The following is a 24,310-nucleotide window of genomic DNA, read 5'->3' as shown; positions in this document are numbered from 1 at the left end:
CGCTCCTTTGCACTGGACACTACAGTCATTCTGTCCAGTAATCCCGCCTTTATCCTCCCACTTCTGTGAAAAAACACACTTGGCCCCCCCTGTGCCGGTCTCTACAGTGTTGATAGCTTTCGCATCGTATAAATCGTGCTTTTCTATATGGACGAAAGAGCATATTCGGAAAGAATGTCTAGTGACAAAGTCAGTCAGATCGGAATTAATCATCTTGCATGATTGCGTAATTTTAAAACCACCAGTATCTGTACATGATATGTCCGTTATTCGCTCATAGCAGACCTTGCCAAGCGCGCATGTCGCTCTATGCCAGAAGCGTACGTTTGCAACATCTTCAAAGTCAGGAGCTAATCAGACCAAGAATAAACTTCATAGGATTTCGATCTCGCTCTCTTGGAGCCAGCCAGCAGCAACAACGTTTCGCTTGACCAGTGCCGGCTGAGGTGTGTATACGACAATCGCTAAGCTATTTTCAGCACGACTACACGTTACGTAGAGAAGCCTGCGAGTACGAGCCAGTGCGTGGTCCTTGCCATCACGCTCATTGTTTTGATCAGTTTTTGTTGGTTCTTTCACACCCAGCAATTTGTCGTAGCTGAACAAAAAGCCGTCTGCCTCATCATCGTTGATGACAACCATAACTCGAGGGAACTCGAGTCCCTTTACGCCTTGGTGCGTACCATAGGGTGAAAGGCCATCTGTATAAGTTGTAAAAGCTGCCAGCTCCGAAAATGGGCGCTCAAGAAATAGCTGATAGGCATAATTGGTTATCGCGTTCGTATCTTCAGGATCGGGCGCTTCTCCAGAAGATTCAAACACCATTGCCTCAACCAAATTTTCTGGTACATCAAGCAGTTGAGTTTGCAACAGAAGCGTTGCAACTTCGCTCAGTGTTGGATCGTTTCTTTCGAAAAGAGAGAGCAGGGCGTGCGTCGCGTCCTCTATACGCTGCATGTGGGCCGATTGATCCACTGTTGACTGCATAGCGTCCTTGCTGAGCAAGGAGGAACGAGATCGTACTGCTTCAAGCAGAAGGAAGTGATCGTCCTTTGCGGTAAGGATAGGAAGAACGCCTTCGCTGAAAACGCGAAGTGCGGTCAGGGTTCCATCCAACAAGCCTGTTTGAAGGTGCTCAACTGCGTAGAGGGGCGTAAACAGCTTTTCGAACCCCATCCGCCGTCCAGCCATCTTATGTTCGAGAATCAATGTCTTTCGGCCTTTAGGGCCGGTAGCCCATTCTCCGTCGTCGGTGATTGCAGCCATTGAATGAGCGATGCCTTCTTCAAGATTTGGTGCCTGTTCTTGGTTTTGACTAATGCAGTACATGCGCACTACACCTTGAATGGCATCAGGCTTTGGGGTCTGCTGATGATTGTCTACGGTGCTTCGAATCACGTTGATAAGGTCTACCACTCTACGAGGACAGCGGCGATTAACGACCTTTTCAGGTTTCCGCCAGTCACCCGGTATCGCTTTATCAAGATGCGTTACCCCGTGGCTGTAAATTTGTTGCATGGTGTCGCCTAGTAGCCCAAGGCAGAAGCGTGTCTGCGCCAATTGCTGGACTTTCAGAAAAGCCTCCATTAATGGCGCGTGGGTGTCTTGGCTTTCGTCAATCAATACAACTGGGTAGAGGTCTACTAGAACATCCAACAAAGGGCGCTTAGGAGCGAATGCTGCGGTCAACTTGATGACCTCATCGTGATTAAGTGCTTGTCGTTCTTTGTTGTTACTTGTAGGGCTATAGATGAACTTAGTAATCTCGTCGAGAGTCTCAAGTCTGCGTATTTTGCTTCGTAGCTTCCGTCGGTTTGCTCGAGATGTTTTATTGTCGCCTCTCGAGCGTGCTAGCTCGCCCTCGATCTTCTCAATGTCCTGGGCAAGTTTGATCCTTAGCCACTCTCTGATCTCGTTGTCGAATCCTTGGATTAGGCGCCATGCGAACGCGTGAATGGTTGAGACTTCCACGAGTGGATCAAACTCTAGCCTTCGAAGAATCTCCTCGCATGCTGCGTTTGTATAGGTAATCACCGCAATGCGCCTCCCCTCGAATGTCAGGCGTTCTCGCTCGCGGCTTTTGAGTTCGCGGATAGCCTCGACGAGTGAGTGGGTTTTTCCTGAGCCCGCTCCTGCGTAAAGAAAAAAACTCTTCGGATCTGCCAGATTCAGACAAGCCTGCATAATTGTGTCGGCATCTGCGACAACTGCTTCGCTCATGACGTCACCTCCGCGCCCTCGGGCGGAATTACCAGAAGCTCTTTTTGCTTGCTTCGCAATTTGGACTCAAGCCAGTTGAGGCCTTCGATGATGTATTCAGGGATTTTGAGGCTGGGAAAATCTTTGTCGCCCAAAACAAGCAACACAAACTCTGCTTTCTTTCCTTCGCGTAATTCTTTGAAAAAACCTTCTCCGACGGCTTCTGATGTTTGCGCCTCATTCAAAACTTTTACGAAAGCCTTCATCAGACCAGTACCATTTGTCTTTTCCGCAAAGTAACAAGCGTTGCTAAGCACAAAGCTGTCTTCAAAGGTATTTGGAAGAGCTTGTATTTCTTCACCAGTAGCGGGCAGATGGGTTGAAATAGGAGTTTGATAGGCTATGCGTACAGAGTACAGGTCGTCGATTTTGTGCTCTTTTTGGTTCGCTGGTAACTCAAGCAGTTCATTCACTGTGCTGCCCAGATGCATCAGTTTCATCCAGCTCCGCAATGTCGGATTGTTCGTAATCTGATCTGAGTTTCTTTGCACCGGTTTTGCAGCTTTATTAAGCCCTGCATCAAGGTCTGTAATAACCAGGGTGAGGATGCCAAGGGCGTCAATTAAAGGCCTTAATCGGTGTGCGTGACTGCCACCGATATCGAGGGTTGTGATGTAGCAGCGGTCAAGGAATGGAAACTTATTTCGCAAAAAATGCGGCAGCATCATTCGCTCTGCTGAACCCTCTACCAATATGACGGCATCGGCGAAGAATATATCTGCATGCTGTGCCCGCAGATACCTGGTAACGAACTCCTTCGTCTTTGTTCCTTCACCGAACACGTTAGAGAGATTAGAGACCGTCGACACCGGTACACCGATATCATACATCCCGGCTGGAAGTCGCCTGAAATACCTAAGATTCTGGTACTCCACTTCATGTGTTACATGGCTGGAGTGAGTGCTCACCAAAAGCTGAGTCTTCAGATTTGGGTAGCGTTCAAGCAAAGCGTCTCGACATAGAACTTGGTAAGCGTGCCGCACGAACACTTGCTGCACTTGAACATGAAGGTGGGCTTCAGGTTCTTCAATGAGCACTAGGTGGATGGGCTCGACGCGGTCTATTACTTCCGTGCTGGCTGCTCTGGTTTTTCTCAGCCACTCGTCCCTGAAGCCCATCAGCCGGAAAATCATAGATATCAGGTTTTGATATCCTAACCCGTTAGCGGTCTCTGGTAAATGAAGAGGAGGGGATCCAGGGGCACCCTGGATTGAATCCAACTCAAAAAGGACGGCCGCTTCATGGTTCATGCCGTCGGTTGTTGCTAGGCGACTTGCGACTTTAATGCGTGGGTCATTACGGCCTGGGTAGCCCAATCCCTCAACCTCTCTAATAGCAGGTTCGAAGCTGCTACTAAGCCTCGTATCGAATGCCGATTGAGCTGCTTCTATCGCCCGCAACGCTTCGAGGTCTGAGACATCTGGGCTGTCACCTGGGTCAAGGTGTCGGGAGTAATAAGATCTGAGTTGTTCCGAGAGTTTTTGAGCGCCGCTGGGTCTAATGTAATCTCCCTGTTTGTCGTCAGAATGGTCGCCGAATCCCCGCTGTGCATTGATTTCATGTACTCGAATTAATCCACTGAGAGGATTGCTTTCCAAGGGATGGGCAGTAGGGCTCAATTGCTGCATTTGCGCCATTCTAGTCGACTTGTTAGGCTTTTTAAGTTGTTGCGGATCTAGGCGGTACCAACGTATTTTGAATTTATCTCCCAGCCGACGGGTCAGGTAATCATGTAGGCTCTGCGGCCATAGCTTCAGCGGCCTACCGGGTGTTTCTTCCATCTCTAGAGCATCCTCAAGCTCTACAACCCTCGTGCGCTCCTTACGATAGTCAGTGTACAGCGTATTCATATCATCAGGTTCAAGCAGAAAACGCATTCCCACTAGCCCCCCGCGCCACGCAAAGTTGGGTATGAGATCCCGGATGTAATGAAACTCCCCTTGATCTGCCGACACCCAGATATCCAGACTAGGGAGCCAGTCAGCCCAGTCCTTGGCTGTAGGGATTTCATAGTTTTCCGGCGCGTTCTCCCACACTTTACCAATCTCATCCAGCTTGGCGAGATGACAAAGAGTCAGATCCTGGAGCCGAAAAGCTGAAGCCTTAGAAACCAAAAATCTCCGTAGTGCCAGCATGGCAGAGGATTTGCCGCTGTTGTTTGCACCTACAAGCAGCGTGGTCTCGTTAGCGAAATCAATTCGCACAGAAAGTAGCTTTCGGAAATTAGATATCTCTATGTGCTGGATGTACATGGGCCGTCCTTGAAAGCCTAAGTAATATCAATTTGCCATCAGTAATATATCTTGTCGCCTATAGCAATCAAAAGAGATTAAAATGGAGGCACTGCTCTAAATGTACGCACCCCGCTCATAGCAGACTCGATTAATTTAAGATGTGGCAAGCGAAATTTTCTTGCATAACAGAGAATGTGTTTTTTATATGCATCTGGATGAATTTAACGCCTATAACGAGCGCAAAAAAACCGGCTTTCGCCGGTTCTAAATATTATGAGTTTCAGGTGGCATCACACTTGGGCAGCCAGTCAGAACTGCTTTCCTCAGTCAGATCAAGATTGGTCTGCATCCCCAGCTTCGTGCGCCGCTTCAGATAATGATGCCCGTATTCGCGCATAATGCTCTCCAGCGACAGACTGAACATCTTCATGCTGAGTGGATTCCTGTAGCCGTTCGCCTCCATGTAAGCCAGATAAGCATGGTAAAGATAACGCCTCGGCTGAAGCGGCCTGATGCTGGCGTTTCCCATATAAAGCGAAGTAGGTTCCGGCGTGGTGAGCAGATAACCGCAGAAGTCCACCATCGGATCCGCGTCGCGCTTGATGCGCATCGCCTCATCGGAGTTTTGCTGCGACTGAAGCAACGCCCTTGCGTCCTGCGGCTGGCTGAACTGCTGCATCAGCTGGCGGACGATAACGGCCAGCTCGCCGCTGATTTTTTCCTTCAGCTGCGGGTCGCGCTCGTTTGCCGGGATGATTTCCGGGAAGTGCAGGATGACCCGGCGGCGCGACACGCCGCCGCTGCGGTCGGTGAAGCGCATCGGATTGTTGTTTACCGCCAGTATCACCGCCGGAATGTGCGTTGAGTAGGCATCGCGGTATTTTGGGTCCACGGATACCGCGTCGCCGCCGGTAATCGCCTTGATGCCCGCGCCGTCGCCGCTCCACTTCTCCTGGTCGGGCAGAATTATCAGCGAGTAGCCAATTACCGCCGCGCGCTCGCGCGATGACTCCAGCGTCTCTATGGTCGCGGAGGTGGTGTTGTCCGATCCGGCCAGCATGGTCGCGATTTCGGCCATGATGCTTTTGCCGCTGCCGCCGGGGCCCGTGACCTCCAGAAACAGCTGCCAGTCGTAGCGGTTCGCCAGCACCATAAACAACGCGGCGAGAATAATATCGCGCTTTGCCGCGTCGCATCCCGCGGCGCGGTCCAGCCACTGCCAGAAGTGCGGCGCATGGGTCGCCAGCGTCTCGCCCTTAACCGGTGGGGTAAAGTCCACCTCGCTGACCGTGCGCAGCCAGAAGCGTTTGCTGTGCGGGCTGAAACTGCCGGTGCGCGTGTCCAGCACGCCGTTACGAAAGCCTATCAGGCGGCGCGCCGGGTCGGACTGCTGCGGCAGCATCAGCTTCAGCGTATCCACCACGCCTGAAATTTTGCCCGCCGAGAACGGCGCGCGCAGCCGCTGGAACAGCTTCGCCACGTCGCGCTCAAACTGCTTACCTGAAATGACCTTCCACGCGCCCGCCTTGTAGCGTGACAGGATTTCACCGCTGGCATCCACCGCCAGCGCGTTGCGGTAATGCTCAGCAACGCGCTCCGCTTTTTCGCTGGCGCTCATCGCCGAAAACTCCGCCTCACTCATCACGTCAAACGGGCTGGCGGTGGCGGGCGCAGCAGCCTCAGTAAGCGCCTGCTTTGTCGGGACGTCGCCGTGCTGCAAAAAGGCGTCGTTCCAGTCGCCGAACACGGGCGGTAGCGCGACGACGGCGTTACTGACATCAGCGGCCTTCTTCGCCTTGTCCTGACCGTTGCCGTTAAGGTCGCGGTCGGCGGCAATCATCAGCGGCAGCGTGGCGTGCTTTTCACGGGCAAGGCCAGCCAGAGAAAGGAGGTTGCCCGATGAGAGCGCAACCCACACCTCATCACCGGTCAGGTTGTGCACCGTCAGGCCGGTCGCGTAGCCCTCTGCAAGCCAGATGCGCTTTGCCGGCTTAGCGCTGCTGAGGACGTGGCAGGCGCCTTTCACCTGGCCGCCTTTGAGCGTGCGCTTCTCTCCGCTGGCATTGATGAGCTGCACGTTAACCAGCTGACCGCTCATGTCGTGCAGGGGCACAACTAAATCGCCGGTGCGGTAGGTCGTTAACGCCACCTTATGCGCCTTCGAAAGCGTAAGGCACGCCTGCTCTGGCAGCCCCTTCTGGGAAAGATAAGCGTTGCCCGCCGTTTCCTTTGCCGTGCTGACCAGCTGCTGCGCCAGTTCAGATGCTGCGGCGCGAGATGTGTCGTCCGTTTCGGGACCGGCACCCGTAATAATATCGGCCGCTACCGGCGGCAGGTTGCCGGTCAGGTCGTTTACGCGCGCGGCGGCCTCTCTGAACGTAATGCTGAGCGCCTTTTTCACCAGGTCCATGCCGTCACCGGCTCCGCACTGATTACAAATCCACGTGCCGCGCCCGTCCTTATCGTCGAAGCGAAAGCGGTCCGTTCCCTGACAGACCGGGCACGGCATGTGGCGGTTTTTGATTACCTTCACGCCCAGCGCGGGCAGAATGCGGGGCCAGTGGCCCCGCGCAGCGGTGGCCGCCTCTGATACGGTCATTTTCATCGTTCTGTTCTCCCTCAGTGCAGCACCGGGGCGTCTGTCATGCGCCCGCAGAGTTCATCCATCATTACCTGGCCGAGAAAGCTCAAGCGCGGGGCCGACTTCAGCGGCCCGGTGGACAGCAGGTCGTCCAGCAGCGCGCAGGCAATTTCCTGACCGCGCAGGCGTCCGTGCTGGCGCAGGTAAAAGCCCTCCAGCTCGGTTTCGATAATGTGCTCAAGGCGCGCCAGCGTCAGGCCGGGGTAGCGCTGCTGCTCGCGGCAGACGGTCAGCCACGCGCAGGCGACGGCGCGGCGAGAAAGCGCGGCGCGCAGTTCAGGCGAAAGGGTGCGGTCTTTCATGATTCATCCTCCGCGTTCATCCAGTTGTTCTGGCAGCGCGTCACCACGTCATCCAGCTGCTCGGTGATGAGAAAGACCAGCGAAGCCAGCTGCGCGCGCTGAGCGGGCTGCGGCAGTTCGTGGCACTCCTGAAAGGCGGTCATGTCGCTGACGAAGCGCCCGGCGTTACGCAGGTGCTCAAGGCGTACCAGGTCGGCGTGAGAAATCGTGGCGTGAGTCATGCGCGCACCTCCCGGACCGGCAGGCGGGCGGCAAAGGACAGCACGTAGTCGCGGGCCAGCAAAAGGCGGGCGGCGCGCTCATCGGCGGCAACGGTGCGGAGCATATGAATATGCTGCTGGCGCTCGCAGCGGCGCACGGCGGCAAAGATGAAAACAAACTGAGGGTATGGGGAATTAAGGACCGTAGCCATGATGGCAGTCTCCAGAGAGTAGCGGTTATCGCTACCACCGGAGTTCCTACACTCATGGGTGGTAGCCCGAACGGGGGTAGGAATACCGGCCTCAATGGATACCGGCCAGCCCGAAGGCTGCCCCGCCCGGGCCACCATTACGCAGACGGCGCAACGGATACAGAACCGTTGCCCGAAAAATGGGTGCACTGAGGCTTGGACACAAAAAAAGACGCATGGCGCGTCTGGTGTCGCCATTGAGTAACTCGGGTTCCTACGCCCGGCTGCCGATTTTGCGACAGCGGATTTACTGTACCAGGGAATGGCCCCGGCGCGCAAGCCGGAGGCAGCAGTTAAAAGTGACATCAGGCAACCTCAGCAGCTGGCGGGAGAAATGTCGCCACGGGAAACAGTCCGGATACCGGAGGGCGGGACGCCTGCACATTGCAGGCTTAAGGCTGGCTTCGTTGCGCGAAAGCGCTGCGGCTGTAGCGGTTTACCCATCCCGGCGCCAGTCACATGCACAGGCGGCACTGTATGCGCGACAGAGGGTTCGCGTGATTTACCTGCACGGTTTAAAAACCTCATGCGGTGCGCTCCTGACCGCGTGCTGCAATGCGATCGCTCATCCAGACGCTGATTTCACTGGCGAGCCATGCCACGTTCTTGCCGCCAAGCGACACCTGCGCCGGGAAGGCGTTGCGGCTGATAAGGTCGTAAATGGTGGAGCGGGACAGGCCGCAGACGTGCATGACTTCCGGCAGCCGCAGGAAGCGGTCATTTAGCACCGGGTTTACGGGTAAAGCCGGGGCCGCAGGAGCGGAGGAGTTTGCGGATAATACGGTGTGCATGAGCTACCTCTTATTGAGTCCGTGGTGATACGGACAGATACGTCCGGAGTCGGGTAGCTCTTTATTTTCAGCATATTTACTGCCAAAGCAACAAGGCGAGATGGTGCTGCGGCTGGCACAGGCGCGCAAAAATTAACCGCCTGTTTTTTGCTCAGGTAAATATAGGGCAATATAGACCAATAGTGCTGAGATGAATTATGCAAATCGTTTTCAATGATTAATTATGTTTAAACCAATCGAAATAAACACTCGATAAAGTTTATCTGCATAAAAAGCCAGGTGAAGCATGGTGAACACTGGGTGAAGGGATAACCATTAATTGTTCACCCTTTAATATACTGTATTTACTCTCTTTTTTATTAAGGTGAAGAATGGTGAAGGATATATATAAATTTAAAAGTTGAGCAGGGAGCCAATATGTCACCTTGCCGCCAGCCAGAAGAAGGTCATTTTGTCTGGGCCATCACACAACGTCATCCGATAGCTCGACTGTGCCAGCAACGGCACAATGCATTCACCGGAGCCGCCATTGGCTCTCCCCCTACAAAGAAAGCTAACGATAACGGCTTTATAAACCGTAACTCCAGCCTGGACGGGGACTGGCGTTAAACAGAAGGAAAAAAACGTGATGGCAATGAAATGCCCTGAATGCAGCATGACCGCACACACGCGTACCAGCGAATATCAGACAGGTACGTTAAAAAAGACGTGGTATCAGTGTCGTAATATCGACTGCTCCTGCACGTTCACTACTCTGGAGAGTCTGGACACCATTATCATGAAACCGCAGAAGGTAACTGAAGATGTCCCCGAGAAAGAATTACCGCCACAACGGCAGACGCTAAACCGTTATGGATCAGCCAGCAGACTATCGAACCGCCAGAACGCCCTCAGCTGAGTTTTTATCAGCCACACTTTACCGGTCATCGTGCCGGTTTTTTACATCCCTTTTCTCTGGCCAGCCTGAAGCGCATGAGTGCATGCCTATGCTGCATGAAAACGCATGAATAAATGCAGCTGACTTAATGCAATTCAGGCCAGCAGTGGCGCGGCCTGAAGGGACTCATGCAACCGCATGATAACTGCTACATAAAGCGGGCAGGCGTGGCGGGGGTACGAGCGCGCGCAACGATGCTGGGAGCATACTCAACTAAAAAATAAAACTTAATGCTAGCGAGGCGAGCATACCTTGATAAAATTGATGAAAATTCAATTTTGAGCGGCGGTAGATTTAAATTTTTTCATTCTCTAAGTAATGAGCGTTGGAGTACTGGGGGAAGGATCAAAGTTTAATTTTGGTGAGCCGGGTTTTGCTGCAATTTTGTCACTTCAATGTAACTTGACGCAAACCATTCAACAGGTTTAGCATTTTTTAAATCTTCACCTTCAAAGTTTGAGTCCGGTGTTGATCTGAAAACGATATAGTAAATTCCCGGTTCTTTTAATCCAACGATGTAGCTTAAGGTTTTTTCAGCTCCAATTAAAACGTGAGTTTTAGATAGCGATCTGCTTTTAGTGTCAGGATCAATTTCTTTGTCTCGAATGGATGTATAAAGGTTAGGTGTTAACTTCTGAGATTGCTCAATTGAATCACCATCTGCTTTAATCTTATAGACAGTTACAGAACCTTTAGATGTATTAAATGATAATGGGCGCTTACCATTATTTTTGATCGTTACATTTATAATTATCCCCAGCTGTGTTTTTAAGGGGGATGCATTAATAGTAATGCTACTTGAGTCAGTCCCTTTAATTTGTTCTTTGATCTGTTTGAGTTCCTCGTTAGCTTTTGATAACTGTATTTCTGCATTGCTTGCCATATCCAAAGCTTTAAAGGTATATAAAGCCCATCCGCCACCAATAATGATGGCGAACGATATAACAATGTAATGGATGCCAGATAAGAAGTTATTTGACTTATCATGGTTATCCCACCACTTCCTAAGGAAGTTCATGCAGTCTCCTTACATTCCTTCAAAATCGTCTGGTTCAACGTCACTTCCATTATTTGTTGAGGCCTCACGTTCAGTGTTTTTACTTATTTTCTGATGAGGAACGTGTAAATCTAATCCCTGTTGTACTTCGGTAAAACTTTCATCACTCTTTACTTTCTCAAGCAACAGTGAAATTGAATCTCTGTTTGAATCGATGAACTGTTTGTCATTTTCATTAGCAAACGATGGTTCAATATTAAACATTAAGAGGAATGTTGAAATAACAAGCAAGCTTTTGAGTCGATCACCAGATGTTTTAGCCCACAGGTCACCCGGTGAAAGAAATACTTGCTGAGTTGTAACCGTAAAGGAACGGTTTTTTCGTAGTTCTTTATAGTTTTCTTCAAAAAGAGCCAGTAAATCATCATCGGAAAATTCATCAGTGTCATTATAAGCTAAAGTCTCTGCGATTGCTTCGATTTTATTTATTATTATAGAGTATTGGGCAATATCAAGATTGTTAATTCCATCCTTTTGTTCTATGCGAGATGAAATATATGCTTCACCATCTGAAATGAAAGCAACAGATAGCCAGTGGTTTAATTCTTTCCAGTGTTCATTGGCGGAAAAAACGGTTTGATTAGCTCGGAAGCTATTATTTATTGCTAAAGATAGCTTGTTTCGCATCTGAGTTTTACCCCAGTCAACATCTCTTCTTAAAGTAAATTTAAGCATTAATTCACTTGTCGAACCATCAACATTCTTAAGCGTGACGCTATCATTTTTTTTATATGTTTCAGACTTAATTACGCCCACTATGATTCGTTTAGCATCTAAAGTGATAACCACATCACCTATTGCCATATCAGTAATAAATCTATTAACTTGCCCAGCTTTGTTTGATGCCGATGCTAGAGTTTCTTTTTTTTCTAATAGGGTGTTTTTATATTTATATACAAGAGTTTCGACAGAGTCGGAGCTTTTCAATGTATTGTTATCATAATCCATGCTATCTATATGGCCGATGGCAATGATTGAATTATGTATGAAGTGGTCATAAAACATTCCACCATCTCCTGAGCGAACAACCCAGAATTTTGAGGTTTTAGAGATGTCTTGTATATACATTGTCAATCCTTGAGTGAATAAGTTAAATCGACTATAAATTTTCTTTTAAGTAGACGTATGCTTGGAAAATTAGAGTTAATCACTGATTGGATGCCCACTCACCCCACCAGTGCATCAATTCTTGACGCTGAACCAAATAGGTCGTTCGATTGTATGCGCGCCTGACTTCATTTTTATCACTATGCGCCAAAGCAGCTTCAATTACATCAGCATTAAAACCATGCTCATTCATTGCGGTACTAGCAATGGAACGCATACCATGAGCGACCAGTTTACCTCCATAACCAATCCTCTTTAAAGCAGCATTTGCTGTTTGGCTGTTCATCGGCTGCTTGGGATCATTGCGACTTGGGAAGACAAACTCACGATTCCCGCTAATAGGTTTCATTATATCAAGCAGGCTAAGAGCTTGCATTGACAGAGGCACTATATGTTGCCGTTTAGCTTTCATTCGCTCAGCAGGAATATTCCATAGTTTTGAACGAAAATCTATCTCTTCCCAACGGGTACCTGATGCTTCTGAAGGCCGAACAAGTGTCAGTAATTGCCACTGAATCAGACATCTAGTCGGAATGGAAATGTTGGACATGTTTAGCGTGCGAATTAGTTGAGGCAACTCCTCCGGACGAAGTGTTGGCATGTTCTGCTTTTTTGGTCTTTCAAAAGCCATTCCTATGCCTGACGCTGGATTGGCGTCGATCAACCCTGTGTTAACAGAATAAATCATAATCTCATTAATTCGTTGAACTAAACGACGAACTGTTTCAAGTGCCCCACGTGCTTTTATTGGCTCTAATGCTTCAACAAGCGTTCGTGCTTTTATTTGCTGAACAGGGATTTCACTGATAGCAGGGAACACATCTTTTTCTAATGAGCGCCAAATGTCTTTAGCGTAATCAGGCGTGACGCTTTTGCTTTTAAGCTGAAACCAGTTAGCAGCCACTGTTGAGAAAATACTATCCAGTGCGATCTGTTGCTGTTCCTCTGCAACCTTCGTTTGAACCTGCGGATCAATCCCATTTGCTAGTAGGGCAAGATAATCTGCTCTCAAGTTGCGGGCATTAGCAAGTGAAAGGGCGGGGAAGGATCCAAGGCCAATCATCGTCCTTTGTTTCGTAGCTGGACGTTGATAGCGAAAACGCCAAAGCTTTTTGCCGCTGGTTTTTATGACCAAAAAAAGCCCTTCGCCATCATGTAAGGTCATATCTTTATCAACTGCTTTGGCACGCAGCACTTCAGTGTTGGTTAATGGGCGCGTAGTCCTTGCCATATCTAGATTTCCAGCATGAATTGGTATACGTAATTGGCATACATTCTAGCGTATACCAATTCGTATACCAATTATCACCGGATTCAGGCGGATCGTCTCGGATGGTTACAGACACAAAAAAGCCCGCAGGGCTTGTGCCGTGCGGGCTTTCAGGACTTCTACGGATGACTCTGGAATCATCTTCGAAGGATTTTGGTGGAGCTGGCGGGAGTTGAACCCGCGTCCGAAATTACTACACCGTCGGCACTACATGCTTAGTCAGTCTTTACATTCGCCGGCCAGCTGCGGACAGACACGCCACTGACAAACTAGCCTGATTAGATTTAGTGCTTCAACCCCAGGCAAGGCATCCACACGATCTCTTTTGGGTTTGACCTCTCTTGATCCCCGTCTTAAGAGCGGAAGCTAGGGAGAGAGGGCTTCAAAGCAGGTTATTAAGCTGCTAAAGCGTAGTTTTCGTCGTTTGCGACTATTTTTTTGCGGCTTTTTACGAGGCAAACCGCCCCTCGGCATGCTCCTAAGGCTTCACAATCCCGTCGAGTCCAGAATCAGCCCCAAGAAATTTCAATACTACAGACAAGTGGCGTCAAGATCCAGCGCTTAACGCTTTGAATTCTTCATAATACGTGCTTTATCCATCTTCCATTCGCGCTCTTTAACGTCGTCACGCTTGTCGTGCTCTTTCTTACCGCGCGCCACACCAATTTTCAGTTTGGCCCAGGCATTTTTCCAGTACATCGACAGTGCAACCACGGTAAAGCCTTCACGGTTAACGCGACCATACAGCGAATCGAGTTCGCGTTGTTTTAGCAGCAGCTTGCGGCTTCGCGTGGGATCACACACCACATGCGTTGAAGCCACCGCTAGCGGCTGGAAAGTAGAGCCGAACAGGTAAGCTTCACCATCGCGCAGCAGAATGTAGCTATCGCTGATGTTTGCCTTACCGGCACGCAGTGATTTGACTTCCCATCCTTGTAACGACATACCCGCCTCGAACTCTTCTTCAATGAAGTATTCATGACGTGCGCGTTTATTGAGGGCAATAGTGGCTGAACCGGGTTTGTTAACTTTTTTCTTTGTCATAGTGCGGCGTAGTCTACATCACTCAGTTTATGGGCGCATCCCCTGTCCTGCAGGGCGGTAAAAAACACTCCATTTTAGCACAGCAAGCAAAGCCGTGAATTTTTGTTTGGTGACCGAAAATGGTATTATTCAATGGTTTTGTGATGAACAGGAACCATTATGGCCCAGATTAGTCGTTCAGCGCTGGTCCCTTATAGCGCTGAGCAGATGTACCGTCTTGTGAATGACGTGGATGCTTATCCTCAGTTTCTGCCGGGCTGCACCGGCAGCCGGGTGCTGGATAACAGCGGAGATCAAATGACCGCGGCCGTTGATGTCTCGAAAGCCGGCATCAGTAAAACTTTCACCACACGCAATACGCTGATCAGCAACCAAAGCATATTGATGCAGTTGGTTGATGGCCCGTTTCGAAAATTGACCGGCGGCTGGCATTTCACCTCATTGGGTGATGATGCCTGCAAAGTTGAGTTGAACCTCGATTTTGAGTTTACCAATATGCTGGTAGAAATGGCGTTCGGCCGCATCTTTAAAGAGCTGGCGAACAGCATGGTGCAGGCGTTCAGTCAGCGCGCGAAAGAGGTTTATCGTGCCTGATATCAGCGTGGAAGTGGTTTACGCACTGCCGGATAAGCAGTATTTGCGTGCCGTCACGCTTGAGGAAGGTGCAACCGTTGAGCAGGCGATCAAGGCGTCGGGTTTGCTGTCACTGCGTAAAGATATTGACTTGAACTCGAACAAGGTCGGTATTTATAGCCGCCCGGTAAAATTGGCTGATGTCGTGCAGGATGGTGATCGCATTGAAATTTATCGTCCGCTGATTGCCGATCCGAAAGAGTTGCGGCGTCAACGCGCAGAGCGTTCAGCTGAGAAGAAATAGTCGGATAGTAAAAACTAAAAAAGGCGCTTAAGCGCCTTTTTTATTGCCGTTCACTTAGCCTTCTTTGCCAGTGAGCTTCGGCTTATTGTCGATGTTGGTCAGCGTTCCGTTGCTATCAAAGGTCAGCGTCAGCGTTTGCTGTTTCACACCTTCATGGCCTGGTTCCTGACGGAACACGTAATACCAAACGTTGCTGCCAAATGGATCGCGCATCATCGGCGTACCGAGCGTGTAGGCAACCTGCTGCTGCGTCATGCCGTTATGAATCTTCGACACATCGTTGGCGACCAGGTAATTCCCCTGATTGATATCCGGACGATACACAACGCGCTCAAGGGTGGAACATCCAGCGGTCATCATCAACATTACTACTGCCGCGGCAGTCAGCGTTTTACAGCGCATCTATACATTCCTTTTCTGGGGCCAAACGCCTTTCAGCAGGCTATTTTTTTGCCATCAAATTCTGAACTCTGCCTGCGGCAGGCTTTATTATTCAGACGACATAGCTGCCGATGATAATAAACCTTTTCGCTATTTGAAACCTCTACAGAGCAAGCATATGACCACCAGCCGGGAAAAAAGTGCGGTATCAGGCGGCTAAAAGTTCTTTAGCGTTGGCCAGCGTGTTGCGCGTTACCTCGCTGCCGCCCAGTAAACGCGCCAACTCTTGCAGACGCGCGCGTTTATCCAGCGGCTGCATATGGGTTTCTGTCATCGCACCATCGGTCTCTTTGCTGACGTAGAAGTGCTGATGACCGCAGCCAGCAACCTGCGGCAGGTGTGTAACACACATCACCTGGGTTGATTCGCCCAGTTGACGCAGCATTTGGCCTACGACTGCGGCGGTTGGGCCGCTGATACCGACATCCACTTCATCGAAGATCATCGCTGGCGTTTCCATTTTCTGTGCGGTGATCACCTGAATTGCCAGAGCAATACGCGACAGCTCACCGCCGGACGCCACTTTACCCAGCGGCTGGAGCGGTTGACCTGGGTTAGTCGTGACGCGGAAATCAATGCGCGTTGCGCCATCTGCAGTGAGTTGATCCGCATTGAACTCCAGCACGATAGCGAACTGGCCGTGCGGCATCGCCAGCGTGCGCATGCTTTGGGTAATCAGCTGGCTCAACTCTTGAGCGGAGTGTTCACGCAGTTGATGCAGATTTTCAGCACTGACTAACGCAGCTTTATGGTGCGCGACAACTTCAGATTGCAAGGTTTCCTGATCGCTCTCTTGCTGCGAAAGCAGTTCCGCTTCATCCAGCAACTGCTGATAAAGCACCGGCAAGGTTTCAGGTGAGACATGATGCTTGCGCGCCAGTGCGATCTGCCGTGACAGACGTTGCTCCAGCTCATGCAGGCGATTGGGATCGAGATCCAGACGTTCACAATAGTGACGCAGTTCGTCGCTGGCTTCACTGAGCTGGATTGCGGCTTCCTCCAACAGATTGAACACGCCGCTGACTTTATTATCCAGCGTCACCAGTTCACCCAGCATGTGACGGGCGCTATACAGCAGGCTCTGCAGGTTGGTGTCATCACCATCGGCGAGAATTTGCAGCGCTTGCTGGCTGGTAGAGAGCAACTGGCCGCTATTCGCCAGACGTTTGTACTCTTCATCAATCTGTTCAAATTCGCCCAACTGCGGGGCGAATTCATTGAGTTCTTTCAACTGATATTGCAGCAGCTCGCGACGGGACTCACGCTCTTGCGAGAGCTGCTGATGCTGCGCCAGTGCGCGGCAACTCTGATGCCAGCGCTGATAGTGCTGGCGCATTTCAGACAGCAAATCATCGTGGGCTGCATAAGCATCCAGTAGATGTTTTTGGTGATCGGATTTGAGCAACAGCTGATGAGCATGCTGGCCGTGAATCTGAATCAACAATTGACCCAATTCACGCAGCTGCGACAGCGGCACCGACGTGCCGTTGATGAAGCCACGCGAACGACCATCCGCGCTAATCACACGGCGCAGCAGACACTCATTGCCTTCATCCAGCTGATTCTCCACCAGCCAGCGCTGTGCGGAAGGCGAAGCTTTGAGTTGGAAGCGGGCGCAGATATCCGCGCGGCTGGCACCCTGACGCACCATATCTGCTTCAGCGCGTCCGCCTAAACACAGGCCCAGCGCATCGATGGCGATAGATTTACCTGCGCCGGTTTCACCCGTGATCGCCGTCATACCACGATGAAAGTCGATCTCCAGTTCACGAACGATAGCAAAGTTACTGATGGTCAGTTGTGCCAGCATAGAATCACCTGTATGTAAAAACAGATATGGTTTTACATACAGTATATCCTGGTATTTTATACAGTAAAGTGGTCAGTGCTGATTTTCAGAACAATTTTTTAGACCAACCCAACTTTGAACTTAAGGTATTAAAATAGTTGTAATTTTTAGGATGGATGAGATTGAGATGATTAGCGCTGCGGCGAATCAGGACATCTTCACCTTCCTGAATTGGCAAGGCAATCTGGCTGTCACAGCTGATCTCCAGATCGCTTCGCAGAGAAGAAAAACGCAGGCGGATGGTGCTGCTGCTGTTGATCACCAGCGGACGCGCTGAGAGCGTATGCGGGAACATCGGCACCAGCGTAATTGCATCCAGTGAGGGCGTCAGAATGGGGCCGCCAGCCGAGAGCGAATAGGCGGTGGAGCCGGTTGGCGTAGAGATGATCAAGCCATCGGAGCGCTGTGAAAAGGCAAACACCTCATCAATATAGACTTCGAATTCAATCATGTGCGCGACTTTGCCGGGATGCAGCACCACTTCATTGATGGCGCTACCAATACGCGGCGAGCAATCTTCTTTGCACACCTGCGCCTCCAGCAAGAAGCGGCTTTCGACGAAGTAATCGCCCTGCAGCACATCGTCCAGCTGCTGCTGAGCGTTGTCCGGATCGAGATCGGTAAGAAAACCGAGGTTGCCCCGGTTAATGCCAATGACTTTGATGTCATAGCGTGCCAACACGCGGGCGGCGCCGAGCATGTTGCCATCGCCACCCACTACAACCGCTAAATCAGCGCGTTGACCAATATCCGCAAGGCTGCCGGTTTCGGCATTTTTCAAATCCAGTTCGCGCGCAATCTGCTGCTCGACAATCACCTCATAACCCTTTGCCGTTAGCCAGCGCCAGAGCATTTCATGGGTGGTTAACGCAGTAGGATGGCGCGGATGGCCGACAATCCCGATGCAGTTAAAGTGTTTGTTCATTTAGCGCGAGTTCCTTATAAGCCAAAACGGCCAGGCAATGTGATGGGTCTACTTGAAACCGTCAAACTGATCCCCATAATAAGCCAACCAGCGAGATGAATGTGCAAAACGCGGAGAAATTCATGAGTAGTAAAGAACAGAACACCCCAAACGAGCAAGTCTCAGACGAAATTCAACAGGATCAGCAGCGCGTGGACGCAGAGACAACCGCTGAGGTGGATCCGCGTGATGAGCGTATCGCGCAACTGGAAGCCGAGTTAGCCGTGTCGCAAACCGGCGTGCGTGATGCACAGCTGCGTGCGCAGGCGGAAATCGAGAATATCCGTCGTCGTACTGAAATGGATGTGGAAAAGGCGCATAAATTTGCGCTGGAAAAATTTGCCAACGAGCTGCTGCCAGTGATCGATAGCCTGGAGCGCGCGCTGGAAGTAGCAAACAAAGATAACGCTGAACTGGCTTCGATGATTGAAGGTATCGAGCTGACGCTGAAGTCGCTGCTGGGCGCGGTGCGTAAGTTTGGCGTGGAAGTGGTTGGCGAAACCAATGTGCCATTCAATCCGGAGATCCATCAGGCGATGTCGATGATGGAATCAGAAGAGATGGCGCCAAATCACGTGCTGATGGTGATGCAGCGCGGTTACACCCTCAACGGTCGCCTGTTGCGTCCGGCGATGGTGGCAGTGACCAAAGCCAAAGGCTAATCTGTCGCTGTAATAACAACGGCCGCTTAATGCGGCCGTTTGTTTTTTCAAGGCAGCACCGGCATCCAGTCAATCGGTGACTGGCCTGATTGGCTCAGCAGCGCATTCGCCTGTGAGAAGTGTTTGCTGCCAAAAAAGCCGCGATGCGCGGAGAGCGGGGAAGGATGCGGCGCTTTCAGCACATGATGACGTTGCGTATCAATGATGCTGCCTTTCTTCTGCGCGTGCGATCCCCACAGCAAGAAAATCACCCCTTCCCGATGCTGATTGATGGCGCTGATGACGTTATCAGTGAAAGTTTCCCAGCCAAAGCGCGCGTGCGAATGCGCCTTACTGGCTTCCACCGTTAACACGGTGTTCAACAGCATCACGCCTTGCGTTGCCCAGCTTTCAAGAAAACCGTGCGTAGGGCGCACAAAGCCGGGCATATCCTGCTCCAGCTCTTTGTACATATTCAGTAATGACGGCGGGATCGCCACGCCGGGCAGCACAGAAAAGGCCAGACCATGCGCCTGATTCGGGCCGTGATAAGGATCCTGACCCAAAATCACCACTTTGATATCGCCCAGTTCGGTCAGCCGAAAGGCATTAAACACATCCTTCTGCGGCGGATACACCGTTACGCCGGCAGCGCGTTCATTGGCCACCGCTTTCAGCGTTTCCACGAAGTAAGGTTTTTCTTTCTCTTCAGCCAGCACGTCGTGCCAGGTCAGCTTCTCAGCCATCTTTGACTCCCTGCAAAATAGTGCGCCTAGCTTAACGTGTCGAACTCAACAGCAGAAGGGTAAAAATAATTTGAATATTTACGTAAAAAGTTAGCGAGTGAAGTTGTTATGAATCAAGTTGTTAGTATTACTGCGCTCAATCGCGTTTGGACGAAATTGATACAGGTCAAAACGGCGCTTTTCTTGCAGTGATATACCACAGCATTCCAAAACCTTATGAACCTCGCTGTCCGGTTGCGACAGCGTAAAGCCCTGGAGACCTACTATGATTACCGGTATTCAAATTACTCAGGCAAATAATCCACAGCTGTTGAACTCATTCTGGCTGCTGGACGATGATAAAGCCGAAGCGCGCTGCCTGTGCGCCAAAGGGGATTTCGCGGAAGATCAGGTTGTTGCTATCAGCGACCTCGGCGAAATCGCTTACCGTGAAATTCCACTTGAGCAGAAGCCGCAAGTGCGTATCGAAGGTGGTCAGCATCTGAATGTTAACGTGCTGCGTCGCGAAACGCTGGAAGATGCCGTCAATCATCCGGAAAAATATCCGCAGTTGACCATTCGCGTATCGGGCTATGCCGTGCGCTTTAACGCGCTGACGCCAGAGCAGCAGCGTGACGTGATTACACGTACATTCACCGAAAGCCTGTAATTGCAGCGCTGACGAAAAGACACACAGCAATACAAGCCGCGCCAATGTTGATTGGCGCGGCTTTTTTTATATGGCTTGATGACAAAGAAAGGCTTCTTGAGGCCGTTTGATAGCGAAAGCGCTTTTTCGCTACGCTTAAAACAAAAAAATCGCCTCAAAAGAGGCGATTAATTACAGCGAGTGCTGCTTTATTCCGCACCAGACTCTGGTGCATCGCTACCGCTTGGCTTGCGGCGTTTACCCACATTTTTGGTATCGCGATGGCGTTGTTTGACGCGCGGTTTCTCTTGTTCTTTCTCTTTACGCTCTTGACGCTTCGCAAGGGCTTTTTTCGACGGTTTTCCCGTCACTTTGGCACTTGGCGCACGGCTTTCTGGACGCAGCTCATCAATCACACGCGCTTTCAACGGCTCGTTGATGTAACGGGTGATTTTGCCCAGCAGCACGTGGTCATGCGCTTCGACCAGCGAGATTGCGGTACCTTTACGGCCTGCACGCGCGGTACGGCCGATGCGGTGCAGATAGGTATCGGCGGTGCGCGGCAAATCGTAGTTAATGACGTGCGAGATATCGTCAATGTCGATACCGCGCGCAGCAACGTCGGTGGCAATCATCACCGTAACGCGGCCATCATTCATACGTTTGATCGCTTCGTTACGGTTAACCTGCACCATTTCGCCTTCGAGATAGCTGGTGCGAATGCCGGCTTCATGAAGCCAGGTGACCAGCTCATGCAGACGCTCACGTTTACGCACAAACACGATGACGCGCGTGGCGTCTGGCTGTTTCAACAGGTGAATCAGCAGCTTGTTTTTATGCTGCAGATCGTCGGCGCGGTAATACCATTGCTGAATCTTTTTACGTTCGCTTTTGCTTGGGTCGGCTTCAATAAACACTGGCTCGTTGAGCAAGCGCTCGGCGAAGTCTTTAATGTGATCGCCTTCCAGCGTCGCTGAGAACAGCAGCGTCTGTTTGCGCCAGCGGGTTTCTGCGGCGATGGTTTCGATGTCCTGCGCAAAGCCCATATCGAGCATGCGGTCAGCTTCATCAAGAATCAGCGTTTCTACTGCGCGGCAGTCAAAGTTCTCTTCTTTGATGTACTGTAGCAAACGGCCAGTAGTCGCGACAACAATGTCCTGGTTTTCGCTGAACACTTCGGCATGGTTCATATACGCCACACCACCGGTGATGGTGGCGATATCCAGATGCGTGTGTTTAGCCAGTTCGCGCGCGTGATCGGCAACCTGCATCGCCAGTTCGCGCGTTGGGGTGATGATCAGAATGCGTGGTGGGCCTGATTTCTTGCGCGGGAAATCGAGCAAATGCTGTAAAGCGGGCAGCAAAAACGCTGCAGTTTTCCCCGTCCCGGTTGGAGCCGAACCCAGAACGTCACGGCCTTCCAGCGCGGCAGGAATGGTCTCGGCCTGAATAACAGTAGGGCGAGTAAAGCCTTTTTCCTGCAAAGCTTGTAGCAGGCTTTCGTCGAGTTCGAGTTCGGAGAATGTGGTTACGGTCATGGTCTACCTCAGTTTGGGGCGCTGATTATAGACAGAACGAATATAATCTTCATCTGTTTGTGTTGGTATTACAGGCGCAGGTGAATTCCCATCGCCACCACGTTACACTTCCGGCAGTAAAAAATTCAATGGTAGTGAAGTATGTCTCAGGACCAGCCGCAGGTGCGGCCGACGTTAAGAAAAGATGGTTTTACCTTTAAGCAATTTTTCGTGGCGCACGATCGCTGTGCGATGAAAGTCGGCACCGATGGCGTGTTAATCGGGGCCTGGGCGCCAGTAGCAGGCGCGCGTCGCATCCTCGATATTGGCTGCGGCAGCGGGTTGATAGCGCTGATGCTGGCGCAACGCACGCCCGATTCGGTAGAGATTGATGCGGTCGAACTGGAAGCCAGCGCGGCGCAGCAGGCGCAGGAAAATATGCAGGCCTCGCCGTGGGCAGATCGCATTCATGTGCATCATCAGGATATTGTCAGCTGGAGCGAACAGTGTGAAAAACGCTTTTCACTCATCGTCAGCAACCCGCCGTTTTTTGCGCCCGGCATGGCAACAGGCTGTGTCGCGCGTGATACCGCACGCAGCACCGCCACGCTCGACCATCTTACGCTGCTGCGCTGTGCCGCCCAGTTGATTGAAGAAGAAGGGCTATTTTGCGTGGTGCTGCCGGCTGAAGCAGGCGAAGCATTGATTTCACTGGCGCTGGCGGATGGCTGGCATCTGCGTTATCGCTACGATGTCGCCGCCTATGCGCAGCGTCCGCCGAATCGCGTGGTGTTGGGCTTTTCTCCCTCCGCCGGCGAAACGTTGCTGGAACGTCTCGCCATTCGTGATGAAGATAAAAGCTATTCAGCCGACTGGCTCAGCCTGGTGAAAGACTTTTACCTGTTTCGCTAACTTCGGGCTGCAGGATGGTCGGTAACGCCTCATCCAGCAAATCGGGATTGTCGAGGGTAAAGTGCAGCCCTCGACTCTCCTTTCTCTCCAGCGCACAGCGCACCATCAGTTCAGCGACCTGCACCAGATTGCGCAGCTCGAGCAAATTGTTAGAGAGGCGGAAGTGCGCGTAGTACTCGTCGATCTCCTGTTGCAGCAAATTAATGCGGCGCAGTGCGCGCTCCAGACGCTTAGTGGTGCGCACAATGCCCACGTAATCCCACATGAATAGCCGCAGTTCATGCCAGTTATGCTGGATCACTACGCGTTCATCTGCATCATCAACGCGGCTTTCATCCCACGCGGGCAGATGTTCTACCGCCGCGACGTCCGGCAAGCGGGCGATCATATCTTCAGCCGCTGACCAACCATAAACCAGGCACTCGAGCAAAGAGTTGGATGCCATACGGTTTGCGCCATGTAAGCCGGTGTAGCTCACTTCGCCTATCGCATACAGCCCATCTACGTCAGTGCGGCCTTGCTGATCGACCATCACGCCGCCGCAGGTATAATGCGCTGCTGGCACAATCGGAATTGGCTGTTTGGTGAGATCGAGGCCAAAGGTCAGCAACTTTTCGTAAATCATCGGGAAGTGCGCGCGCACAAAGCTTTCCGGCTGGTGGCTAATGTCGAGATACATACAATCGACGCCCAGCCGTTTCATCTCATGGTCAATGGCGCGCGCCACAATATCGCGCGGCGCCAGCTCGGCACGCTGATCAAAGTCAGGCATAAAGCGCGTACCGTCAGGACGCAACAGCCAGGCGCCTTCACCGCGCAGCGCTTCAGTCAGCAGGAAGTTTTGCGCCTGCGGATGGAATAAACAGGTGGGATGGAATTGATTGAATTCGAGGTTCGCCACGCGGCAACCGGCGCGCCATGCCATCGCAATACCATCGCCAGACGCCACGTCCGGATTGGTGGTGTACTGATAGACTTTTGCTGCGCCCCCAGTGGCTAACACCACGGCGCGCGCGCGACAGGTTTCCACCTGTTCACGCTTGCGGTTCCAGATCCATGCGCCAACCACGCGACGCTTGCCGGGCAGGCCAAGCTTATCGGAGAGAATCAAATCCACCGCATTGGTGCGCTCTATAATGCGGATGTTGGGATGGCTCAACGCCTGGCTTACCAGCGTGGTTTCCACCGCGCGGCCGGTGGCATCGGCGCTGTGCAGAATACGGCGATGACTATGTCCGCCTTCGCGCGTGAGGTGATAACGCGCTTCGCCATCAGCCTGCGGCTCTTTATCGAAGGCGACGCCGTTATCAATCAGCCACTGTACGCAGTGACGCGCGTTGCTGGCGATAAAGCTCACCGTATCGCGATCGCACAAGCCTGCGCCCGCAACCAGCGTGTCTTCAACGTGTGATTCGATGCTGTCTGTTTCGTCAAACACCGCCGCAATCCCGCCCTGCGCATACAGCGTTGAGCCCTCATTCACCTGCGCTTTACTCAGCACGGTAACCTGATAATGCGGCGCTAAGCGCAGCGCTAACGATAAACCTGCCGCACCGCTGCCGACGATGAGGACATCACACTGATATTCCGGGAGAGAAGTCATGGTGTTTAATTTACTAAACAAAAGGTGGCTTGAGCATAA

General features: G+C 51.5%; 23 protein-coding genes and 1 other RNA gene. 6 read left to right on the top strand and 18 right to left on the bottom strand.

The features are described 5' to 3' along the window. Positions 1 to 372: 372 nt before the first annotated feature. The 7 genes from NR302_RS14410 to NR302_RS14380 all read right to left on the bottom strand — a co-directional run bounded on the left by NR302_RS14410 (position 373) and on the right by NR302_RS14380 (position 8,678). Positions 373 to 2,220, bottom strand: coding sequence for a UvrD-helicase domain-containing protein (locus tag NR302_RS14410; protein WP_097096373.1), 1,848 nt, complete (start codon positions 2,218 to 2,220; stop codon positions 373 to 375). Then, positions 2,217 to 4,511 carry an AAA family ATPase gene (locus NR302_RS14405; protein ID WP_258143777.1) on the bottom strand — a complete coding sequence of 765 codons (2,295 nt, stop codon included), beginning with the start codon at positions 4,509 to 4,511 and terminating at the stop codon, positions 2,217 to 2,219. The genes NR302_RS14410 and NR302_RS14405 overlap by 4 nt, the downstream gene beginning before the upstream one ends. 262 nt (positions 4,512 to 4,773) lie before the next feature. Continuing rightward, positions 4,774 to 7,098: a phage/plasmid primase, P4 family gene (locus NR302_RS14400; RefSeq protein WP_258143776.1), complete on the bottom strand. Its 2,325-nt coding sequence runs from the start codon at positions 7,096 to 7,098 to the stop codon at positions 4,774 to 4,776. A gap of 14 nt (positions 7,099 to 7,112) precedes the next feature. Beyond that, on the bottom strand, positions 7,113 to 7,436 hold the full coding sequence (locus tag NR302_RS14395) for a DUF5375 domain-containing protein (RefSeq protein WP_097096376.1): 324 nt from the start codon (positions 7,434 to 7,436) through the stop codon (positions 7,113 to 7,115). Beyond that, entirely contained in the window at positions 7,433 to 7,657 is a 225-nt protein-coding gene (locus tag NR302_RS14390; protein ID WP_097096377.1) for a hypothetical protein, read from the bottom strand. Before NR302_RS14390 ends, NR302_RS14395 begins: the two co-directional genes overlap by 4 nt. Further along, positions 7,654 to 8,193, bottom strand: a complete 540-nt coding sequence (locus NR302_RS14385; RefSeq protein ID WP_258143775.1) for a host cell division inhibitor Icd-like protein — start codon at positions 8,191 to 8,193, stop codon at positions 7,654 to 7,656. Before NR302_RS14385 ends, NR302_RS14390 begins: the two co-directional genes overlap by 4 nt. Before the next feature lie 218 nt (positions 8,194 to 8,411). Beyond that, on the bottom strand, positions 8,412 to 8,678 hold the full coding sequence (locus NR302_RS14380) for an AlpA family transcriptional regulator (protein WP_097096379.1): 267 nt from the start codon (positions 8,676 to 8,678) through the stop codon (positions 8,412 to 8,414). A 628-nt stretch (positions 8,679 to 9,306) separates the two neighbouring features. Between NR302_RS14380 and NR302_RS14375 the strand changes: the two genes are divergently transcribed. Beyond that, positions 9,307 to 9,576 carry an ogr/Delta-like zinc finger family protein gene (locus tag NR302_RS14375; RefSeq protein ID WP_258145200.1) on the top strand — a complete coding sequence of 90 codons (270 nt, stop codon included), beginning with the start codon at positions 9,307 to 9,309 and terminating at the stop codon, positions 9,574 to 9,576. A gap of 391 nt (positions 9,577 to 9,967) precedes the next feature. Here the strand turns inward: NR302_RS14375 and NR302_RS14370 are convergent, their stop codons facing one another. The 5 genes from NR302_RS14370 to smpB form a co-directional block, all read right to left on the bottom strand. Then, the gene (locus NR302_RS14370) at positions 9,968 to 10,633 is read right to left on the bottom strand and encodes a DUF4352 domain-containing protein (RefSeq protein WP_258143774.1); all 666 of its coding nucleotides are present in this window, start codon (positions 10,631 to 10,633) and stop codon (positions 9,968 to 9,970) included. Positions 10,634 to 10,642: 9 nt separating this feature from the next. Continuing rightward, entirely contained in the window at positions 10,643 to 11,740 is a 1,098-nt protein-coding gene (locus NR302_RS14365) for a hypothetical protein (RefSeq protein WP_258143773.1), read from the bottom strand. A gap of 79 nt (positions 11,741 to 11,819) precedes the next feature. Next, the gene (locus NR302_RS14360; protein ID WP_258143772.1) at positions 11,820 to 13,010 is read right to left on the bottom strand and encodes an integrase domain-containing protein; all 1,191 of its coding nucleotides are present in this window, start codon (positions 13,008 to 13,010) and stop codon (positions 11,820 to 11,822) included. A 193-nt stretch (positions 13,011 to 13,203) separates the two neighbouring features. Beyond that, positions 13,204 to 13,566: a transfer-messenger RNA gene (ssrA, locus tag NR302_RS14355) on the bottom strand. A 44-nt stretch (positions 13,567 to 13,610) separates the two neighbouring features. After that, the gene (smpB, locus tag NR302_RS14350) at positions 13,611 to 14,093 is read right to left on the bottom strand and encodes an SsrA-binding protein SmpB (RefSeq protein ID WP_007886141.1); all 483 of its coding nucleotides are present in this window, start codon (positions 14,091 to 14,093) and stop codon (positions 13,611 to 13,613) included. A 159-nt stretch (positions 14,094 to 14,252) separates the two neighbouring features. Here smpB and NR302_RS14345 point away from each other — a divergent pair, with 159 nt between their 5' ends. Beyond that, positions 14,253 to 14,687, top strand: coding sequence for a type II toxin-antitoxin system RatA family toxin (locus tag NR302_RS14345; protein WP_008101549.1), 435 nt, complete (start codon positions 14,253 to 14,255; stop codon positions 14,685 to 14,687). Continuing rightward, complete coding sequence (locus NR302_RS14340; RefSeq protein WP_061718029.1) at positions 14,680 to 14,970, top strand: RnfH family protein; 291 nt, start codon at positions 14,680 to 14,682, stop codon at positions 14,968 to 14,970. The genes NR302_RS14345 and NR302_RS14340 overlap by 8 nt, the downstream gene beginning before the upstream one ends. Before the next feature lie 54 nt (positions 14,971 to 15,024). Here the strand turns inward: NR302_RS14340 and bamE are convergent, their stop codons facing one another. From bamE to nadK, 3 genes are all read right to left on the bottom strand, one after another. Further along, positions 15,025 to 15,372 carry an outer membrane protein assembly factor BamE gene (gene bamE / locus NR302_RS14335; RefSeq protein WP_064739594.1) on the bottom strand — a complete coding sequence of 116 codons (348 nt, stop codon included), beginning with the start codon at positions 15,370 to 15,372 and terminating at the stop codon, positions 15,025 to 15,027. A 187-nt stretch (positions 15,373 to 15,559) separates the two neighbouring features. Further along, the gene (gene recN, locus NR302_RS14330; RefSeq protein ID WP_154155625.1) at positions 15,560 to 17,221 is read right to left on the bottom strand and encodes a DNA repair protein RecN; all 1,662 of its coding nucleotides are present in this window, start codon (positions 17,219 to 17,221) and stop codon (positions 15,560 to 15,562) included. A gap of 85 nt (positions 17,222 to 17,306) precedes the next feature. Beyond that, positions 17,307 to 18,185 (bottom strand): NAD(+) kinase, encoded by an 879-nt coding sequence (gene nadK, locus NR302_RS14325; protein ID WP_008101540.1) that lies wholly within the window; start codon positions 18,183 to 18,185, stop codon positions 17,307 to 17,309. 122 nt (positions 18,186 to 18,307) lie between these two features. Between nadK and grpE the strand changes: the two genes are divergently transcribed. Beyond that, entirely contained in the window at positions 18,308 to 18,886 is a 579-nt protein-coding gene (gene grpE / locus NR302_RS14320) for a nucleotide exchange factor GrpE (RefSeq protein WP_008101539.1), read from the top strand. A 47-nt stretch (positions 18,887 to 18,933) separates the two neighbouring features. Here grpE and ung read toward each other — a convergent pair whose 3' ends face one another. Further along, complete coding sequence (gene ung / locus NR302_RS14315) at positions 18,934 to 19,611, bottom strand: uracil-DNA glycosylase (RefSeq protein ID WP_008101537.1); 678 nt, start codon at positions 19,609 to 19,611, stop codon at positions 18,934 to 18,936. Between the two features lie 265 nt (positions 19,612 to 19,876). On the opposite strand from ung, the gene grcA reads away from it, so the two are divergent. Further along, positions 19,877 to 20,260, top strand: coding sequence for an autonomous glycyl radical cofactor GrcA (grcA, locus tag NR302_RS14310; protein WP_008101535.1), 384 nt, complete (start codon positions 19,877 to 19,879; stop codon positions 20,258 to 20,260). A gap of 188 nt (positions 20,261 to 20,448) precedes the next feature. Here grcA and srmB read toward each other — a convergent pair whose 3' ends face one another. Next, a complete protein-coding gene (srmB, locus tag NR302_RS14305) occupies positions 20,449 to 21,777 on the bottom strand; it encodes an ATP-dependent RNA helicase SrmB (protein ID WP_008101533.1) in 1,329 nt (442 codons plus the stop codon). Between the two features lie 141 nt (positions 21,778 to 21,918). Here srmB and NR302_RS14300 point away from each other — a divergent pair, with 141 nt between their 5' ends. Then, on the top strand, positions 21,919 to 22,668 hold the full coding sequence (locus NR302_RS14300; protein WP_179449840.1) for a tRNA1(Val) (adenine(37)-N6)-methyltransferase: 750 nt from the start codon (positions 21,919 to 21,921) through the stop codon (positions 22,666 to 22,668). Here the strand turns inward: NR302_RS14300 and nadB are convergent. Next, entirely contained in the window at positions 22,634 to 24,271 is a 1,638-nt protein-coding gene (gene nadB, locus NR302_RS14295) for an L-aspartate oxidase (protein WP_154155631.1), read from the bottom strand. The two genes, NR302_RS14300 and nadB, sit on opposite strands and share 35 nt — an antisense overlap. Between the last annotated feature and the right edge of the window lie 39 nt (positions 24,272 to 24,310).

This window comes from Pantoea sp. SOD02 (assembly GCF_024707505.1).
Taxonomy (GTDB): Bacteria; Pseudomonadota; Gammaproteobacteria; order Enterobacterales; family Enterobacteriaceae; genus Pantoea; species Pantoea symbiotica.
This window is presented reverse-complemented; position numbering and strand designations above follow the sequence as displayed.

Coding starts and splice junctions, on each gene's coding strand:
- smpB (WP_007886141.1), bottom strand. CDS start 14,093: ATGACAAAGAAAAAAGTTAACAAACCCGGTTCAGCCACTATTGCCCTC.
- ung (WP_008101537.1), bottom strand. CDS start 19,611: ATGGCTGAGAAGCTGACCTGGCACGACGTGCTGGCTGAAGAGAAAGAA.
- NR302_RS14370 (WP_258143774.1), bottom strand. CDS start 10,633: ATGAACTTCCTTAGGAAGTGGTGGGATAACCATGATAAGTCAAATAAC.
- NR302_RS14395 (WP_097096376.1), bottom strand. CDS start 7,436: ATGAAAGACCGCACCCTTTCGCCTGAACTGCGCGCCGCGCTTTCTCGC.
- grcA (WP_008101535.1), top strand. CDS start 19,877: ATGATTACCGGTATTCAAATTACTCAGGCAAATAATCCACAGCTGTTG.
- NR302_RS14385 (WP_258143775.1), bottom strand. CDS start 8,193: ATGTCACTTTTAACTGCTGCCTCCGGCTTGCGCGCCGGGGCCATTCCC.
- grpE (WP_008101539.1), top strand. CDS start 18,308: ATGAGTAGTAAAGAACAGAACACCCCAAACGAGCAAGTCTCAGACGAA.
- bamE (WP_064739594.1), bottom strand. CDS start 15,372: ATGCGCTGTAAAACGCTGACTGCCGCGGCAGTAGTAATGTTGATGATG.
- NR302_RS14300 (WP_179449840.1), top strand. CDS start 21,919: ATGTCTCAGGACCAGCCGCAGGTGCGGCCGACGTTAAGAAAAGATGGT.
- NR302_RS14360 (WP_258143772.1), bottom strand. CDS start 13,010: ATGGCAAGGACTACGCGCCCATTAACCAACACTGAAGTGCTGCGTGCC.
- NR302_RS14365 (WP_258143773.1), bottom strand. CDS start 11,740: ATGTATATACAAGACATCTCTAAAACCTCAAAATTCTGGGTTGTTCGC.
- srmB (WP_008101533.1), bottom strand. CDS start 21,777: ATGACCGTAACCACATTCTCCGAACTCGAACTCGACGAAAGCCTGCTA.
- NR302_RS14375 (WP_258145200.1), top strand. CDS start 9,307: ATGGCAATGAAATGCCCTGAATGCAGCATGACCGCACACACGCGTACC.
- nadK (WP_008101540.1), bottom strand. CDS start 18,185: ATGAACAAACACTTTAACTGCATCGGGATTGTCGGCCATCCGCGCCAT.
- NR302_RS14405 (WP_258143777.1), bottom strand. CDS start 4,511: ATGTACATCCAGCACATAGAGATATCTAATTTCCGAAAGCTACTTTCT.
- NR302_RS14380 (WP_097096379.1), bottom strand. CDS start 8,678: ATGCACACCGTATTATCCGCAAACTCCTCCGCTCCTGCGGCCCCGGCT.
- recN (WP_154155625.1), bottom strand. CDS start 17,221: ATGCTGGCACAACTGACCATCAGTAACTTTGCTATCGTTCGTGAACTG.
- NR302_RS14345 (WP_008101549.1), top strand. CDS start 14,253: ATGGCCCAGATTAGTCGTTCAGCGCTGGTCCCTTATAGCGCTGAGCAG.
- nadB (WP_154155631.1), bottom strand. CDS start 24,271: ATGACTTCTCTCCCGGAATATCAGTGTGATGTCCTCATCGTCGGCAGC.
- NR302_RS14390 (WP_097096377.1), bottom strand. CDS start 7,657: ATGACTCACGCCACGATTTCTCACGCCGACCTGGTACGCCTTGAGCAC.
- NR302_RS14400 (WP_258143776.1), bottom strand. CDS start 7,098: ATGAAAATGACCGTATCAGAGGCGGCCACCGCTGCGCGGGGCCACTGG.
- NR302_RS14410 (WP_097096373.1), bottom strand. CDS start 2,220: ATGAGCGAAGCAGTTGTCGCAGATGCCGACACAATTATGCAGGCTTGT.